Genomic DNA, 14,272 nt, shown 5'->3' with positions numbered 1-14,272 from the left:
CCTTCCTAACGGGGGGTTTCGAGCCAAGCTCTGGGGCAAAGGGGGAACCACCCATGCGCGTGCTTTTGATTGAGGATGAGCCGACAACCGCCAAGGCGATCGAGCTGATGCTCACGACTGAAGGTTTTAACGTCTATTCGACCGATCTTGGCGAAGAAGGCCTCGATCTGGGCAAGCTGTATGATTACGATATCATCCTGCTCGACCTGAACCTGCCGGACATGCACGGCTATGACGTGCTGAAGAAGCTGCGCGTCGCCAAGGTGCAGACGCCGGTCCTGATCCTCTCGGGCATTTCCGAGATGGACAGCAAGATCCGCAGCTTCGGCTTCGGCGCCGACGATTACGTGACCAAGCCGTTCCACCGTGAAGAGCTGGTCGCCCGCATCCACGCCGTGGTGCGCCGTTCGAAGGGCCACAGCCAGTCGATCATCCGCACCGGCAAGCTGGCGGTGAACCTCGATGCCAAGACCGTCGAAGTCGATGGCGCGCGCGTCCACCTGACCGGCAAGGAATATGCGATGCTCGAGCTGCTCAGCTTGCGCAAGGGTACCACGCTGACCAAGGAAATGTTCCTCAACCACCTTTACGGCGGGATGGACGAGCCGGAACTCAAGATCATCGACGTGTTCATCTGCAAGCTACGCAAGAAATTGAGCCATGCCTGCGGGGGGGACAATTACATCGAGACCGTGTGGGGCCGCGGCTATGTGCTACGCGATGCCGAGGACGCTGCCGAAGCGGCTTGAGCAGCCACATAGAGTTCAGCGAGAAATCGCCCTGTAGCCTTTGCTACGGGGCGATTTTTCTTTAGGCGGCCAGCCATGTCTGCATTCAAGGAAGGCGATCCGACCACGCTCAACCGGCTCTATGGCCGCAGCCAGGGCCGGCCGCTGCGCGCGCACCAGCAGGGCCTGGTGGACAACCTTTTGCCGCAGATTTCGGTGCCGACCGAGGGCCCCGTGACCTCGCAGCTGCTTTTCGGAGACGAAAGGCCTTTGCATTTCGAAATCGGCTTCGGCGGGGGCGAGCACCTCGCCTATCGCGCCGACCTGCTGCCCGATCACGGCTTCATCGGGGCCGAGCCTTTCGTCAACGGCGTGGCTCAGGCGTTGACCCATATCGAGGACCAGCGGCTCGCCAATGTGCGCCTGCATATGGGCGACGCGCTGGAAGTGCTGAGCCGCATCCCCGACGGGGCGCTGACCATGCTGTACCTGCTGCACCCCGATCCCTGGCCCAAAGCCAAACATGCCAAGCGGCGGATGATGAACGATGGTCCGGTGAGGATGTTTGCCGACAAGCTCAAGCCCGGCGGTGAATTCCGCTTCGGCACAGACCACCCGGTCTATCTGCGCCACGCGCTGATGGTGATGCAGCGCCACACCGACGCGTTCGAATGGCAGGTCAAGGACCGTTCAAGCTGGGAGAGCCGGCCGTCAGGCTGGCCCGAAACCCGCTATGAACACAAGGCCCGCACGGTCTATGGCCACGAAGTGTGGTACTTCCGCTATCGAAGAAAGGGCTGACGCTAGTCACCCGCCGCAAAAGTGAAATCGACCATGATTTCGCCGGAGATTTCCTCTAGCGCGGCCTGAGCGTCCTCGGGTGCAACACCATCGGGCAAAGTCACTTTCACTTCTGCCCGGAACAGGTGTTCACCGCTCCATGCGCCAGAGACTTCGCCGCTCGACAGGCTTTCGATATTCGCACCCAACCCGGCCAGGATCGAAGATACCTGCTTGATGATTCCGGGCCGGTCCTGTCCCACCAGTTCGAACAGCAGTTGCGGGCGATCGCCTTCAGGCGCAGTGCCAGCCGGGTTGATCACCACGTTGAGGCCGGCGGCATCGATCGCCTGGACCTGGTTCACCAGCTTGGCAACGTTGGCCGGCTCCAGCTCGACCAGCACCGAGCCGACATAGAGCCCGCCCAAGCGGCTAAGGTGCCCCTCTTTCCAGTTCCCGCCGGCGGCCAGCACGGCTTCGGACAGGGCCGAAGTCAGCCCCGGGCGGTCGCTGCCGGTGACCGATAGGACTATACGCGTGATTTCGCTCATGGCCTTACCCCGCCACGCCTGCCGCCGCGAGCACGGCCAGCGTTAGCACATCGGGCGCGATCGCCGTCATCGGCGCGATCTGCACCGGCTTTTGCATGCCCACCAGCATCGGACCGATGGTGGAGGCGCCAGCCAGTTCGCGCAGCAATTTGGCCGACAGGTTGGCCGATTGCAGCCCCGGCATGATCAGCACATTGGCCGGCGCCGACAGGCGGCTGAACGGATAGAGTTCCATCACCTTGGGATTGAGAGCGGCATCGGGCGCCATCTCGCCTTCGTATTCGAAGCCCGGGTCCTCCTCATCGAGGATCGACACCGCACCGCGAATGCTGTCGAGCCACTTGCCTGACGGATTGCCGAAGGTCGAATAGCTGAGGAAGGCAACGCGCGGTTCGTGCCCCAGCCGCCGCGCGACCGCTGCGGTGCCCTTGGCAATATGCGCCAGCTGCGCTGCATCCGGGCGCTCATTGATGGTCGTGTCCGCCAGGAATACCGTGTAGTTCTTGCCGATCATCAAATGGATGCCGAAGGGGATTTCGCCTTCCTTCGGATCGAGCACCAGGTTCACTTCGCGCGCGGTCTGCGCAAAGGGGCGGGTCAAACCGCTGATCATTGCATCGCCGTGGCCCAGCGCCACCAGCAGCGCCGCGAATACATTGCGCTCCTGGTTGACCATCCGCCCGACGTCGCGCTCGGTATACCCTTTGCGCTGCAAGCGATCATAGAGATAGGCATTCATTGCCGGCACGTGTTCGGAGGTCTTCGAGTTCTGGATTTCGAAGCTGTCGGGATCTTCGACCGCCAGTTCAACCAACTTCTCGCGCACCTTTTCCGTGCGCCCGACCAGGATCGGCGTGCCATAGCCGAAATCGCGGAACTGGATCGCAGCACGCAGCACCACGTCTTCTTCCGCTTCGGCGAAGACCACCCGTTTGGGATTGGCCTTCGCCATCTCATAGACCTGCGTCAGCACCGAAGTGGTCGGGTTGAGCCGCGCCTTCAGCGAATGGCGATAGGCGTCAAGATCCTCGATCGGGGCCAGCGCAACCCCTGAATCCATCGCCGCCTTGGCAACGGCAGAGGACACTACCTCCATCAGGCGCGGATCGAACGGCGCGGGGATGATGTACTCCTCGCCAAACTGGTGCGAGACGCCATAAGCCGCCGCGACTTCGTCCGGCACGCGCTCGCGTGCCAGTTCGGCAATCGCCCGTGCGGCGGCGATCTTCATCTCTTCATTGATCGTGGTCGCCTGCACATCCAGCGCGCCGCGGAAGATGAAGGGGAAGCCCAGCACATTGTTGACCTGGTTGGGAAAGTCCGAGCGGCCGGTGGCGATGATCGCATCGGGCTTCACCGCCTTGGCTTCATCCGGCATGATTTCGGGCACGGGGTTGGCCATGGCGAAGATGATCGGCTTGTCCGCCATCTTCGCCACCCATTCGGGCTTGAGCGCGCCGGCGGCGGAAAGGCCCAGGAAGATGTCTGCACCGACCAGCGCTTCTTCCAGGCTGCGTGCCTCGGTTGGCACGGCATGTGCGCTTTTCCATTGGTCGACATCGTCGCGGCCCGGATAGATCGGCCCGGAACGGTCGCACACGATCACGTTTTCATGAGGAATGCCCATCGCCTTGATCAGCGCGGTACAGGCCAGCGCCGAGGCCCCCGCACCGTTCACCACCATGCGGCAATCCTTGAGCTTGCGCCCGGTCAAAAGGCAGGCATTGATCAGTCCGGCGGCGGCGATGATTGCGGTGCCATGCTGGTCGTCATGCATCACCGGGATCTTCATCCGGTCGCGCAGCGCCTGTTCGATTATGAAGCACTCGGGCGCCTTGATGTCTTCAAGGTTGATGCCGCCAAAGCTCGGCTCCATCAGTGCAACCGCATTGATAAAGGCTTCGGGATCTTCGGTATCAAGCTCGATATCGATCAGATCGACATCGGCGAAGCGCTTGAACAGCACCGCCTTGCCTTCCATCACCGGCTTCGATGCCAGCGCGCCCAGATTGCCCAGGCCAAGGATAGCGGTGCCATTGGAAATCACCGCTACCAGGTTCGATCGCGCAGTATATTTCGCGGCGAGTTTGGGGTCTTCGGCGATAGCTTCGACCGGGGCGGCCACGCCGGGCGAATAGGCGAGGCTGAGGTCGCGCTGCGTTGCCATCGGCTTGGACGCGATGATCTCGATCTTACCCGGACGGATCGTCTCGTGGTAAAACAGCGCTTCGCGGGTCGTAAAAGTCACTTTGCTCTTGTCGGCCAAGGCTAACCTCCTGTCTGCCGCTTCCCCTAAACGAGCCTGACACGGAGCGATAGGGGAAAGCTTGGCTTGCCCCGTTCCGAATCGCCAGCCGCACCGCTACGGCTTGGCGAATGTCCGCCCAGCCGACTCCGATGATGCAGCAATATCTCGCGCTGAAGCGCGAAGCCGAAGGCAGCCTGCTGTTCTACCGGATGGGCGATTTCTTCGAATTGTTCTTCGACGATGCGAAACAGGCGGCGGCGATCCTCGACATCGCGCTCACCAGCCGCGGCGAACATGGCGGCGAACCGGTGCCGATGTGCGGGGTGCCGGTGCATTCGGCGGAAGGTTATCTCGCCCGGCTGATCAAGGCCGGGTGCCGGGTAGCGATCGCCGAACAGGTCGAAACGCCCGATGAAGCCAAGGCCCGCGCCAAACGCGAAGGCACGCCATCATCCAAGGCGCTGGTCAAGCGCGACATCGTCCGTTTCGTCACTGCCGGGACACTCACCGAGGAAGCCCTGCTCGAGCCGCGCCGCGCCAATTTGCTGGTGGCGCTGGCCGAAGTGCGCGGCACGGTCGGGATCGCCAGCTGCGACATATCCACCGGCGAGATGGTGCTGGAGGAATGCCCGCTCGATGGCATAGATGCGGCGCTCGCCCGCCTGCCGCTCAGCGAATGCGTGGTGCCCGAGGGATGGATCCACGGACCCGATGGCGCGGTCGCACGGGCCGCGTCCGAATTTGCCAGCGACGGTGGCGAAGCTGTGCTGCGCCGGATCCACGGCGTCGCCACGCTCGACGGGTTCGGCAGCTTCTCGCGCGCGATGCTGGCGGCTGCGGGCGGGCTGATTGCTTATCTCGACCATGTCGGGCGCGGCACCTTGCCGCTCCTCTTGCCGCCCCGCGCACGCGAGGCGGGCCAAGCGATGGCGATGGACGAGGCGACCCGCGGCAGCCTGGAAATCCTCGCCAGCCAGACGGGTTCGCGCGAAGGCAGCCTGATCGCGGCGATCGACCGCTGCGTTACCGGTGCCGGCGCCCGCCTGCTGGCCGAAGACCTTTCGGCGCCGCTGCTCGACATGGCAGCTATCGAGCGGCGCCTGGCGCTTGTGCAGTGGTTCCTGACCGACCCGCTCAGCCGCGCCGAGCTGCGCGATGCGATGCGCAACCTGCCTGACCTTGGCCGGGCCTTGGGGCGGATCGTCGCCGGGCGAGGCAGTCCGCGCGACCTCGGCCAGATCCGCGACGGGCTCAACGACGCGCGCCGCATTGCCGGATTTCTGGGGAATTTGCCCGACGCGCCCGGCTATCTTACGGAACTGCTCCCGCAATTGGGCGGGCATGGCGCGCTGACCGATTTGCTCGACCGTGCGCTGGTCACTTCGCCTCCGACCGAGCGTTCGAACGGCGGCTACATTGCTGAAGGCTATGATGCGGCGCTCGACGAATTGCGCGCGATTTCGGGCAATGCCCGCCGCGCAATCGCCGCGATGGAAGCGCGCTATCGAAGCGACACCGGCATCGCCGCGCTCAAGATCAGGCACAATGGCGTGCTCGGCTATTTCATCGAAGTGCCAGCAAAGCATGCCGACGCGCTGATGGCGCCGGATAGCGGCTTCGCCCACCGGCAAACCATGGCCGGGGCCGTCCGCTTCAATTCGGTCGCGCTGCATGAGGAAGCGAGCCGTATCGCCGAGGCTGGCGGACATGCCTTGGCCGCCGAGGAAGCGCATTTCGAGGAACTGGTCAGCGAGATCCGCGCCGCCGCGCCGCGCATCGCCGCCACCGCAGCCGCGCTCGCGCGGATCGATGTCAGCGCGGGGCAAGCAGAGCGCGCGGCCGAAGGCGGCTGGTGCCGCCCCGAAATCGAGGCGAGCCGCGCCTTGGAGATCACCGGCGGGCGCCATCCAGTGGTCGAAGCCGCGCTCGCGCGCAGCGGAGAGCGCTTCGTTGCCAACAATTGCCTGCTGAAGCCGGATGACCGGCTGTGGCTGATCGGCGGCCCCAACATGGGCGGCAAGTCCACCTTCCTACGCCAGAATGCGCTGATCGTGCTGCTGGCGCAGGCAGGCGGCTTCGTACCCGCCGAAAGCGCGCGGATCGGCCTGGTCGACCGCTTGTTCAGCCGCGTCGGCGCATCGGACAATCTCGCGCGCGGACGGTCTACCTTCATGGTCGAAATGGTCGAGACCGCCGCGATCCTGAGCCAGGCGAGCGAACGCAGCTTCGTGATCCTCGATGAAGTCGGGCGCGGCACATCGACCTATGACGGGCTGGCGCTGGCCTGGGCGGTGGTCGAGGCGGTGCACTCCTCGATCCGCTGTCGCTGCCTGTTTGCCACGCATTACCACGAGCTCGCGCGGCTGGCGGACAGCTGCGAAGCGTTGTCGCTCCATCATGTCCGTGCGCGCGAATACAAGGGTGACCTGGTGCTGCTGCACGAGCTGGCAGCCGGCCCGGCGGACCGCAGTTATGGCCTGGCCGTGGCAAAGCTGGCCGGCGTACCGGACACAGTCGTCGCCCGCGCGAAGCAGGTGCTCGACCGGCTGGAGAAGAACCGGGCCGAATCCGGCGGCCTCGCTGCTGGCCTGGGCGATCTGCCCTTGTTTGCGGCCATGGTTGCAGAACCGGAGCCCGAACGCGATTCACTGGCCGAAAGATTGCGCGCGATCGACCTCGACGCCCTGTCGCCGCGGGACGCACTCGATCTGCTCTATGAATTGGCGGCTGACGCCAAGGCTACGGAAAGTTAACGGCCAGGCGATTATACTCCATCCTCATGGCCAAGGGGTTGTTCGAGAGTCCCAAGAAAGCACTGCTGTTCGTCGGCATGACGATGTTCAGCGTAGCGATGCTCGTGGGCACCGAAAATGATGAAGGCGCGCTGATCAAGGCGGCCTCTGCGATCGATCCTGGCGGACAGGCGCCCGATGCGCGATATATGGGCAATACTCCATCGCAAGATCGCGCCGATCCATATCGTGATGACGCCCCGCCGACTGTCTTCGCGTCCGACGAAGACCTGATCGATTCGGCCGAGGGTTTCGATCCCACACCTGAAGGCGTAGAACCTTACGAGCCCGAGACCGATCTCGGCGCTAGCGAGACACAGGTTGTGAGGATTGAACCCGGTGACAGGCCAGAAGTTGGATTCTAACGAGCTCGCCGCAGAACGCACCGATATGGCGGAGGATCGCACGGTCATGGCGACCGAGCGGACTTTTGCCGGCTGGATGCGAACGGCCTTTGCTGCGATCGGTATCGGCCTGGCGTTCCGCGCAGTGTTCGGCGAATTCGATCCGCCTTGGCTGGCACGCGTAATTGCCACCGCGTTTATCCTGCTTGGCGGCGTGGTCGCATTCACGGCGGAACGGCGCGCCCGCAAGACTCTCTCACGGCTGAGCTCGCACCGCGCAGACGCCCCCGAAATTCCGAGCCTGAGCTGGATGGGTTGGGGGGTTAGCGCAGGTGCCGTAACACTGGCGATTGCGCTATGGATACTGCACAACGGGTCAGCGTTTAACTAGCGCGTCGGAACCGGCGCATCCCCGCTGTAGTCATAAAAGCCACGTCCGGTCTTGCGGCCCAGCCAACCGGCCTCGACATATTTCACCAGCAGCGGCGCCGGGCGATACTTGCTGTCACCGGTGGTGGCATAAAGCACCTTGATGATCTCGAAACAGGTGTCGAGCCCAACAAAATCGGCCAGCTCCAGTGGCCCCATCGGGTGGTTGAGGCCAAGGCGGCAACCCTTGTCGATATCCTCGATATTGGCGGTCGACTGCCCCAGCACGAAGATCGCTTCGTTGATCATCGGCAGCAGGATGCGGTTGACCACGAAGCCCGGCTCGTCCTGGCTCAGGACCACCTCTTTGCCGAGGCTCCTGGCGAAAGCGGTAATGCGGTCAGTCGTTTCCTGTGCGGTGGCCAGGCCGGGAATCACTTCGATCAGGCCCATCACCGGCACCGGATTGAAGAAGTGCAGCCCGATAAAGCGCGCCGGATCGGGCGCATAATTGCCCATGCGGGTGATCGGGATCGAGCTGGTGTTGCTCGCCATGATCGCGCCGCTCGCTAATTGCTTGCCAGCGGCTTCGAAGATCGCTTTCTTGATCTCCTCGCGTTCGGTTGCCGCCTCGATGATCAGTTCGGCGTCGGTCATCGGCGTATAGTCGGAAACCGGGCTGATCCGGCCCAGCAGCGCTTCGGCTTCGGCAATCTCCATCTTGCCGCGACCGACCAGCTTACCCAGCGCCTTGTCGATATTGGCCTTGCCAGCTTCGGCCCGCGCACGGTCGACATCGGCGAGCAGTACCTGCATGCCATGCTGGGCCACTGTCTGGGCGATGCCCGTACCCATCTGCCCCGCCCCAATAACCGCGACTGCCCGCATAGTGTCGATCCCTTCGCAACTGCAGCAAAGGCGGTGCGTTAGCGGCTGAGACCTTGCTTGCCTAGCGATTTGCGCCGGGAATCCACTTTACGTCGGCGCGGCCGCCATGGTTGAGCACACGGGCCAGCACGAACAGGTAATCCGACAGCCGATTGATATAGGCCAATGCCGCCGGATTGACCGGCTCGGCCGCGGCCAATGCGGTGACCGCGCGTTCGGCCGCACGCGTGCCCGCGCGGGCGACGTGCGTGCGCGCCGCCGCTTCGCTTCCGCCGGGAAGGATGAAGCTGGTGAGTGGCTCCAACTGCTCGTTCAATGTGTCGATCGACTGCTCAAGCCATTCCACCTGGCTTGGCAGGACCCGCAGAACCATCTCCGACGGTGCGAAATCGCCATCGGTCGCCGGCGTCGCCAGGTCAGCGCCCAGATCGAACAAATCGTTCTGGATGCGGAAGAGCGAAGCGGCATGAGCGCCTTCGTCCAGCGCGGCCGCGGCCAGCCCGATCGCGCTGTTGGCTTCATCGACTTTGCCGATCGCTTCGATGCGCAGCGAGGCCTTGGTCACCCGCGAACCATCGACCAGGCCCGTGGTGCCATCGTCACCCGTGCGGGTGTAGATCTTGTTGAGCTTGACCACCGAAAGTCAGGGCCGCGTTGTTACTGGCTGATCGCAAGGATGATCGCGACCACCGCGACCGCCAGCGCCTGATACTTGATGCGGGCGAACATCGCCTTGTTCTGCATCAGCTGCATTTCGGTAACGGTCTCGCCTTCACCGGATTCAAGGTCGATCTTGGTCGTTTTGAGGAACGCGACAATGCCGCGTACCAGCGAAAACACCACCAGCCCCATCAGGACTACGAGCACGAGGATAAGAAAAGCTGTCATGCGCTTAATTTAGGGCTTCGCCAGCGAGATACCAGCAGGAAATCGGTGCAACCGCAGTTGCTCGGCAAGCAACAGACCGTCCTCTCCCGCGGCGCGGCGATCGGCCAGCGACGGGCTGCCTTTGCGTTTGGCAAGCTTTTCGCCGTTCTCGTCGAGCAGCAGCCCATGATGGTGCCAGCGCGGTACAGGCAGGCCGAGCAGCGCCTGCAGCACCCGGTGAATATGTGTGGCCATGAACAGGTCGGCACCGCGGGTGACCAGCGTCACGCCATCTGCGGCATCGTCGAGCGTCGCCGCAAGGTGATAGCTCGCCGGCTCATCCTTGCGCCCCAGCACCACATCGCCGAACGGGCGCGGATCGGCGATCACTGCACCGTAGGTCGCATCCTCCCACACAATCTCACCGACCTGCGCGAGCGCCTTTTCGACATCGAGCCGCAGCGCGGCGGGCTTGGCCGGATCGAGGTTGCGGCCTTTGCAGGTGCCCGGATAGATCAGCCCTTCCGGCCCGGTGCGCGGCGCCAGCGCTGCAATTTCCTTGCGAGTGCAGCTACAGCGATAGAGCAAGCCCATCTCCAGCAGGCGCTGTGCCGCGGCTTCGTAGCTCGCCAGCCGGGTCGATTGCGCGGGCACTTCGTCCCATTCGAGACCGAGCCACTCCAGGTCGCGGCGGAACGCATCGGCCAGCTCGGGCCGGCTGCGGGCGCCGTCGATATCCTCGATCCGCAGCAGGAAGCGCCCCCCGCCTTGCCGCGCCAGATCATGCGCGACGATCGCTGAGAACGCGTGGCCCAGATGCAGCATGCCATTGGGGCTGGGGGCGAATCGCGTAACGATCATGCTTGACTCAATTCCCCCAATTCCTGCCGCATGCGTCAAATCATGCTTGTGGAAAGAGATTTTGTCACGGGGTTGACGCTTTCCTCCGCAAATGATTCTCTCGCATCAATCAGGGAGGAACGCGAGCCGTGTTCAAAGCCGAACTGATCGAGAAGACGGCGAATTTTCGCCAGGCGGGCGATGACCCGACACGCAATCTGTCGGCCTGCCCCGCGCTGGTGCTCAACGCCGACTATACCCCGCTGTCGTATTACCCGCTGAGCCTGTGGCCATGGCAGACCGCAATCAAGGCGGTGTTCCTTGACCGGGTGGACATCGTGGCGAGTTACGAACGCGAAGTCCACTCGCCATCGCTCGACATGAAGATCCCCAGCGTGATCGCGCTGCGGCAATATGTCCGGCAAAGCGAATTCCCGGCCTTCACCCGCTTCAACCTGTTCCTGCGCGACAGCTTCCAGTGCCAATATTGCGGGGCGCATGACCACCTGACCTTCGACCATGTGATCCCGCGCAGGCTGGGCGGCAAGACGGCCTGGGAAAACATCGTCACCGCCTGCGCGCCGTGCAATGCGAAGAAGGGTGGGCGCACGCCGGGGCAGGCGCATATGCATTTGCGCGAGCGGCCGATCCGCCCGACCAGCTGGCAATTGCAGCAGCGCGGGCGGCTGTTCCCGCCCAACCATCTCCACGAAACCTGGCTCGACTATCTCTACTGGGATATCGAACTGGAGGAGTAACTTCAGGTCACCGCCGCGCGCTGGCTGAATTCGGGCCGGTTCCATTCGCCCATATGCAGCACTTCGGACAGGTGCCGGGCGGCCTCGGCCATGTCCTCGAACCTCAGGTAAGCGGGCGCGAAGCCCAGCCGCAGGATATCGGGATCGCGGAAGTCCCCGATCACCCCGCGCGCGATCAGCGCCTGGCAGATCGCATAGGCGTTTTCATGGCGGAAGCTCAGTTGGCTGCCGCGCTGCGCGCTGTCGAGCGGGCTGACCAGCTCAAGATCGAGCCCCCATTCGCCCAGGCACACAAGGAAGAACTCGGACAGCGCGCGCGACTTGGCATGGAGCGGCTCGATCCCGATTTCCGCTAGCAGTTCGACTCCGACCTCCAACGCGGCGAGACCGAGGATCGGCGAGGTGCCGCACAGCAGCCGGTCGATGCCCGGTGCGGCCACGTAATCGTCCGAGAACGCAAACGGCGCGGCATGGCCGAACCAGCCGGTCAGCGGCTGGTGCAGCGCCGCGTGGTGCCGCTCAGCCACAAAAGCATAAGCCGGCGAACCGGGCCCGCCGTTGAGGTATTTGTAGCCGCAGCCGACCGCGAAGTCTGCTTTGGCGGCGTTGAGGTCGACCGGCAGCGCGCCGCAACTGTGCGACAGGTCCCACAGGACCAAAGCGCCCGCATCATGGGCGGCTTTGGTCAGCGCCGCCATGTCATGCATCGCGCCGCTCTTGTAGTGCACATGGGTGAGCAGGAGCAGTGCAACTTCGCTATCCAGGGCTTCTTCCAGGTTACATCGGTCTACCAGCCTACGCTTGGCCAGCCCCTGCCGCTCAAGCCCTTGAATCATGTAGAGATCGGTCGGGAAATTGCCCGGTTCGCTGAGGATTACCTTGCGCCCCCCATGCCCCTCGCGCCGCATGTCGAGTGCAGCAGCGATCAGCTTGAACAGATTTACGCTGGTGCTGTCAGCCGCTACGACTTCATGCGGCTGCGCGCCGATCAGCGGGGCGATCTTGCCGCCAACGCGCCGCGCGGCGCCGATCCAGTCCGCCGTATTCCAGCTGCGGATCAGCCCCTCACCCCATTCGCTGCGGATCACCTGTTCCATCCGTGCCGGGGTGGCTTTCGGCAGCGCGCCCAAGGAGTTACCGTCCAGGTAGATCACGCCTTCGGGCAGGGCGAAACGCTCGCGATAGTGGCCAAGCGGATCGCCGGCGTCGAGTTCGCGGGCTTTATCGAGCATCGGGCAACTCCCGCAGGATCGCCCGCACCGGCGAGGCGTCGCCGCCGACAATCGGCAGCGGCAGCGCGATCAGCTCGTATCGCCCCGCCGGCACATGATCGAGCACCAGCCCTTCGAGCACGCGCATATCTGCGGCGAGCACCGCCTTGTGTGCGTCCATGGTCTTGGAGTCTTGCGGATCGAGCGAGGGGCCATCCATGCCAACCAGCACCACGCGGGCTTGGGAAAGCGCAGCGATAGTTGCGGGCGAAATCGCCGTGTGGTTTTCGTCCCATTTATCGTGCGGAAACAGCGCATACGTGCGAAACAACACGCGCGAGGCGCCATCCAGATCGGGCAGGTGAGCGGGCTCGATCAGCGCCCCGCAGCCGCGCGCGTCGACCACCACGCATTCGCCGAGGTACGCATGCAGATCTACCGAAGCGATATCGGGCGCGGCCGCATCATAATGCAGCGGCGCATCGGCATGTGCACCGGTATGCGTCGACAGGGTGAGCTCAGAGACATTGACCGGTGAGCCCGCTTCCATCTGCCATGTGCGCACCTGCTGGAACGGAGTGTCGCCTGGCCATACCGGCATACGGGGCCGCAGCGGCTGCGAGATATCCCAGATGCGCCGAGTGTTGCTCATATCGCGGTCCGCACGCTCAGCAGCTCAGGAAAGAATGCCTGCTTCAGCACGCCGGCGAGATAGGGCACGCCGGGCGTGCCGCCAGTGCCGCGTTTGAAGCCGATGATGCGTTCTACCGTCTTCAAATGGCCGAAGCGCCAGCGCTGGAAATGATACTCCAGATCGACCAGCTTTTCAGCCAGCTCATAAAGGTCCCAATGCGCCTGAGGATCGCGATAGATCGCCGCCCATGCAGCCTCCACGCTGGCGTTGTGCTCATACGGGGCAGCCACGTCGCGCCCGGTCACGCTCCGGTCGATGGCGAAACCGCGCCGGGCAAGCAGATGGATGGCCGCGTCGTAAAGGCTTAGCCGGGCGGTCTCATTGCGCAGCCGCGAGGCCCAATCTCCGTTTTCCGCATGACGGTCGATATGCTCCGCATTCCGACCGCCCAGCATGAATTCCATCATTCGGTATTGCGCCGACTGGAACCCGCTCGAACTGCCCAGGTGCGGGCGGATCTGCGAATAATCGTGCGGAGTCATGGTGCTAAGCACGTCCCAGCTCTGGATCAGCTGTTCCTGCGCGCGGGCAACGCGCGACAGCATCTTGAAAGCGGGGCGCAGGTTGTCGCGCTCGATACAATCGCGCGCAGCAGCCAGTTCATGCAGGCACAGCTTGAGCCATAGCTCGCTCGCCTGGTGGACGACGATGAACAGCAGCTCGTCATGCGCATCCGAGGCCGGATGCTGCGCCTCCAGGATCCGCCCAAGATCGAGATAGCTGCTGTAGGTGACATCGCTTTTCGCCATGCGCCCAGCCCTAGCGCGAGACGATAACAATGGAAACTATCCCTCGATCACGCGGGTGGCGGGATGATGCTTGTCGAGATGCTTCTTGATGATCCGCAAATTGCGGGTGTTCGATCGGAACAGGAAGTCTGCCGCATCGCCGACCACCGGCACTGCGCCAATCGCGGTATCGAACGCGACATTGCCGACCATCCGCCACAGCTTCCACTTGGGCATGCCGAGATTGCGCGCTTCCCACACCAGATAGGCGCCCATCGCGGTGGTCACGAGATCGCCCAGCACCGGCACCAGGCCCACGATCGCATCGAGGCCGATCGGGTAATTGACGCCTGGAATGCGGAAGCTGCGTTCAAGCAGGATCTCCAGCGCTTCCACGCGCTGGCGGATCGAATGCGGATCGCTGCCAGTGGGGATGGACAGGCTTACCGGGCGGGGGCGCTGTGGATCAGGCAT

Annotated in this window: 16 protein-coding genes; 6 read left to right on the top strand and 10 right to left on the bottom strand. The window is 63.6% G+C overall.

Annotated elements, in window-relative coordinates:
* The first annotated feature begins 53 nt into the window (after positions 1 to 53).
* Both G6N82_RS09980 and G6N82_RS09975 read left to right on the top strand, forming a co-directional pair.
* A complete protein-coding gene (locus G6N82_RS09980) occupies positions 54 to 749 on the top strand; it encodes a response regulator transcription factor (protein ID WP_165196078.1) in 696 nt (231 codons plus the stop codon).
* Between the two features lie 75 nt (positions 750 to 824).
* Positions 825 to 1,529: a tRNA (guanine(46)-N(7))-methyltransferase TrmB gene (locus tag G6N82_RS09975; protein ID WP_165196076.1), complete on the top strand. Its 705-nt coding sequence runs from the start codon at positions 825 to 827 to the stop codon at positions 1,527 to 1,529.
* Positions 1,530 to 1,531: 2 nt separating this feature from the next.
* Here the strand turns inward: G6N82_RS09975 and G6N82_RS09970 are convergent, their stop codons facing one another.
* Together G6N82_RS09970 and G6N82_RS09965 are read right to left on the bottom strand one after the other, a co-directional pair.
* Entirely contained in the window at positions 1,532 to 2,059 is a 528-nt protein-coding gene (locus tag G6N82_RS09970; protein ID WP_206520161.1) for an ACT domain-containing protein, read from the bottom strand.
* Positions 2,060 to 2,063: 4 nt separating this feature from the next.
* Complete coding sequence (locus tag G6N82_RS09965) at positions 2,064 to 4,325, bottom strand: NADP-dependent malic enzyme (protein WP_165196074.1); 2,262 nt, start codon at positions 4,323 to 4,325, stop codon at positions 2,064 to 2,066.
* Positions 4,326 to 4,435: 110 nt separating this feature from the next.
* On the opposite strand from G6N82_RS09965, the gene mutS reads away from it, so the two are divergent.
* The 3 genes from mutS to G6N82_RS09950 are packed head-to-tail and all read left to right on the top strand — an operon-like array spanning position 4,436 to position 7,834.
* On the top strand, positions 4,436 to 7,060 hold the full coding sequence (mutS, locus tag G6N82_RS09960; protein WP_165196072.1) for a DNA mismatch repair protein MutS: 2,625 nt from the start codon (positions 4,436 to 4,438) through the stop codon (positions 7,058 to 7,060).
* A gap of 26 nt (positions 7,061 to 7,086) precedes the next feature.
* Entirely contained in the window at positions 7,087 to 7,464 is a 378-nt protein-coding gene (locus G6N82_RS09955; protein ID WP_165196070.1) for a hypothetical protein, read from the top strand.
* Positions 7,439 to 7,834, top strand: a complete 396-nt coding sequence (locus G6N82_RS09950) for a DUF202 domain-containing protein (RefSeq protein WP_241255065.1) — start codon at positions 7,439 to 7,441, stop codon at positions 7,832 to 7,834. The genes G6N82_RS09955 and G6N82_RS09950 overlap by 26 nt, the downstream gene beginning before the upstream one ends.
* Here the strand turns inward: G6N82_RS09950 and G6N82_RS09945 are convergent.
* The 4 genes from G6N82_RS09945 to gluQRS all read right to left on the bottom strand — a co-directional run bounded on the left by G6N82_RS09945 (position 7,831) and on the right by gluQRS (position 10,428).
* A complete protein-coding gene (locus G6N82_RS09945) occupies positions 7,831 to 8,700 on the bottom strand; it encodes a 3-hydroxyacyl-CoA dehydrogenase NAD-binding domain-containing protein (protein ID WP_165196068.1) in 870 nt (289 codons plus the stop codon). The genes G6N82_RS09950 and G6N82_RS09945 overlap by 4 nt on opposite strands.
* A 61-nt stretch (positions 8,701 to 8,761) precedes the next feature.
* Positions 8,762 to 9,337: a cob(I)yrinic acid a,c-diamide adenosyltransferase gene (locus G6N82_RS09940; protein WP_165196066.1), complete on the bottom strand. Its 576-nt coding sequence runs from the start codon at positions 9,335 to 9,337 to the stop codon at positions 8,762 to 8,764.
* Positions 9,338 to 9,357: 20 nt separating this feature from the next.
* A complete protein-coding gene (locus G6N82_RS09935) occupies positions 9,358 to 9,588 on the bottom strand; it encodes an HIG1 domain-containing protein (protein WP_165196064.1) in 231 nt (76 codons plus the stop codon).
* A 9-nt stretch (positions 9,589 to 9,597) separates the two neighbouring features.
* Entirely contained in the window at positions 9,598 to 10,428 is an 831-nt protein-coding gene (gene gluQRS, locus G6N82_RS09930; RefSeq protein ID WP_165196062.1) for a tRNA glutamyl-Q(34) synthetase GluQRS, read from the bottom strand.
* A gap of 146 nt (positions 10,429 to 10,574) precedes the next feature.
* Here gluQRS and G6N82_RS09925 point away from each other — a divergent pair, with 146 nt between their 5' ends.
* Positions 10,575 to 11,165, top strand: a complete 591-nt coding sequence (locus G6N82_RS09925) for an HNH endonuclease (protein ID WP_241255259.1) — start codon at positions 10,575 to 10,577, stop codon at positions 11,163 to 11,165.
* A gap of 2 nt (positions 11,166 to 11,167) precedes the next feature.
* On the opposite strand, the gene kynU is transcribed toward G6N82_RS09925, so the two are convergent.
* The 4 genes from kynU to G6N82_RS09905 are packed head-to-tail and all read right to left on the bottom strand — an operon-like array spanning position 11,168 to position 14,272.
* Entirely contained in the window at positions 11,168 to 12,397 is a 1,230-nt protein-coding gene (gene kynU / locus G6N82_RS09920) for a kynureninase (protein WP_165196058.1), read from the bottom strand.
* Complete coding sequence (gene kynB, locus G6N82_RS09915; RefSeq protein WP_165196056.1) at positions 12,387 to 13,028, bottom strand: arylformamidase; 642 nt, start codon at positions 13,026 to 13,028, stop codon at positions 12,387 to 12,389. The genes kynU and kynB overlap by 11 nt, the downstream gene beginning before the upstream one ends.
* Positions 13,025 to 13,819, bottom strand: coding sequence for a tryptophan 2,3-dioxygenase family protein (locus tag G6N82_RS09910; protein ID WP_165196054.1), 795 nt, complete (start codon positions 13,817 to 13,819; stop codon positions 13,025 to 13,027). Before G6N82_RS09910 ends, kynB begins: the two co-directional genes overlap by 4 nt.
* A 36-nt stretch (positions 13,820 to 13,855) precedes the next feature.
* Positions 13,856 to 14,272 (bottom strand): DUF4112 domain-containing protein, encoded by a 417-nt coding sequence (locus G6N82_RS09905; RefSeq protein ID WP_165196052.1) that lies wholly within the window; start codon positions 14,270 to 14,272, stop codon positions 13,856 to 13,858.

Source organism: Altererythrobacter sp. BO-6 (assembly GCF_011047315.1).
Classification (GTDB): domain Bacteria; phylum Pseudomonadota; class Alphaproteobacteria; order Sphingomonadales; family Sphingomonadaceae; genus Erythrobacter.
The sequence above is the reverse complement of the archived record's forward strand: the minus strand, read 5'-3'. Positions and strand labels throughout refer to the sequence as shown.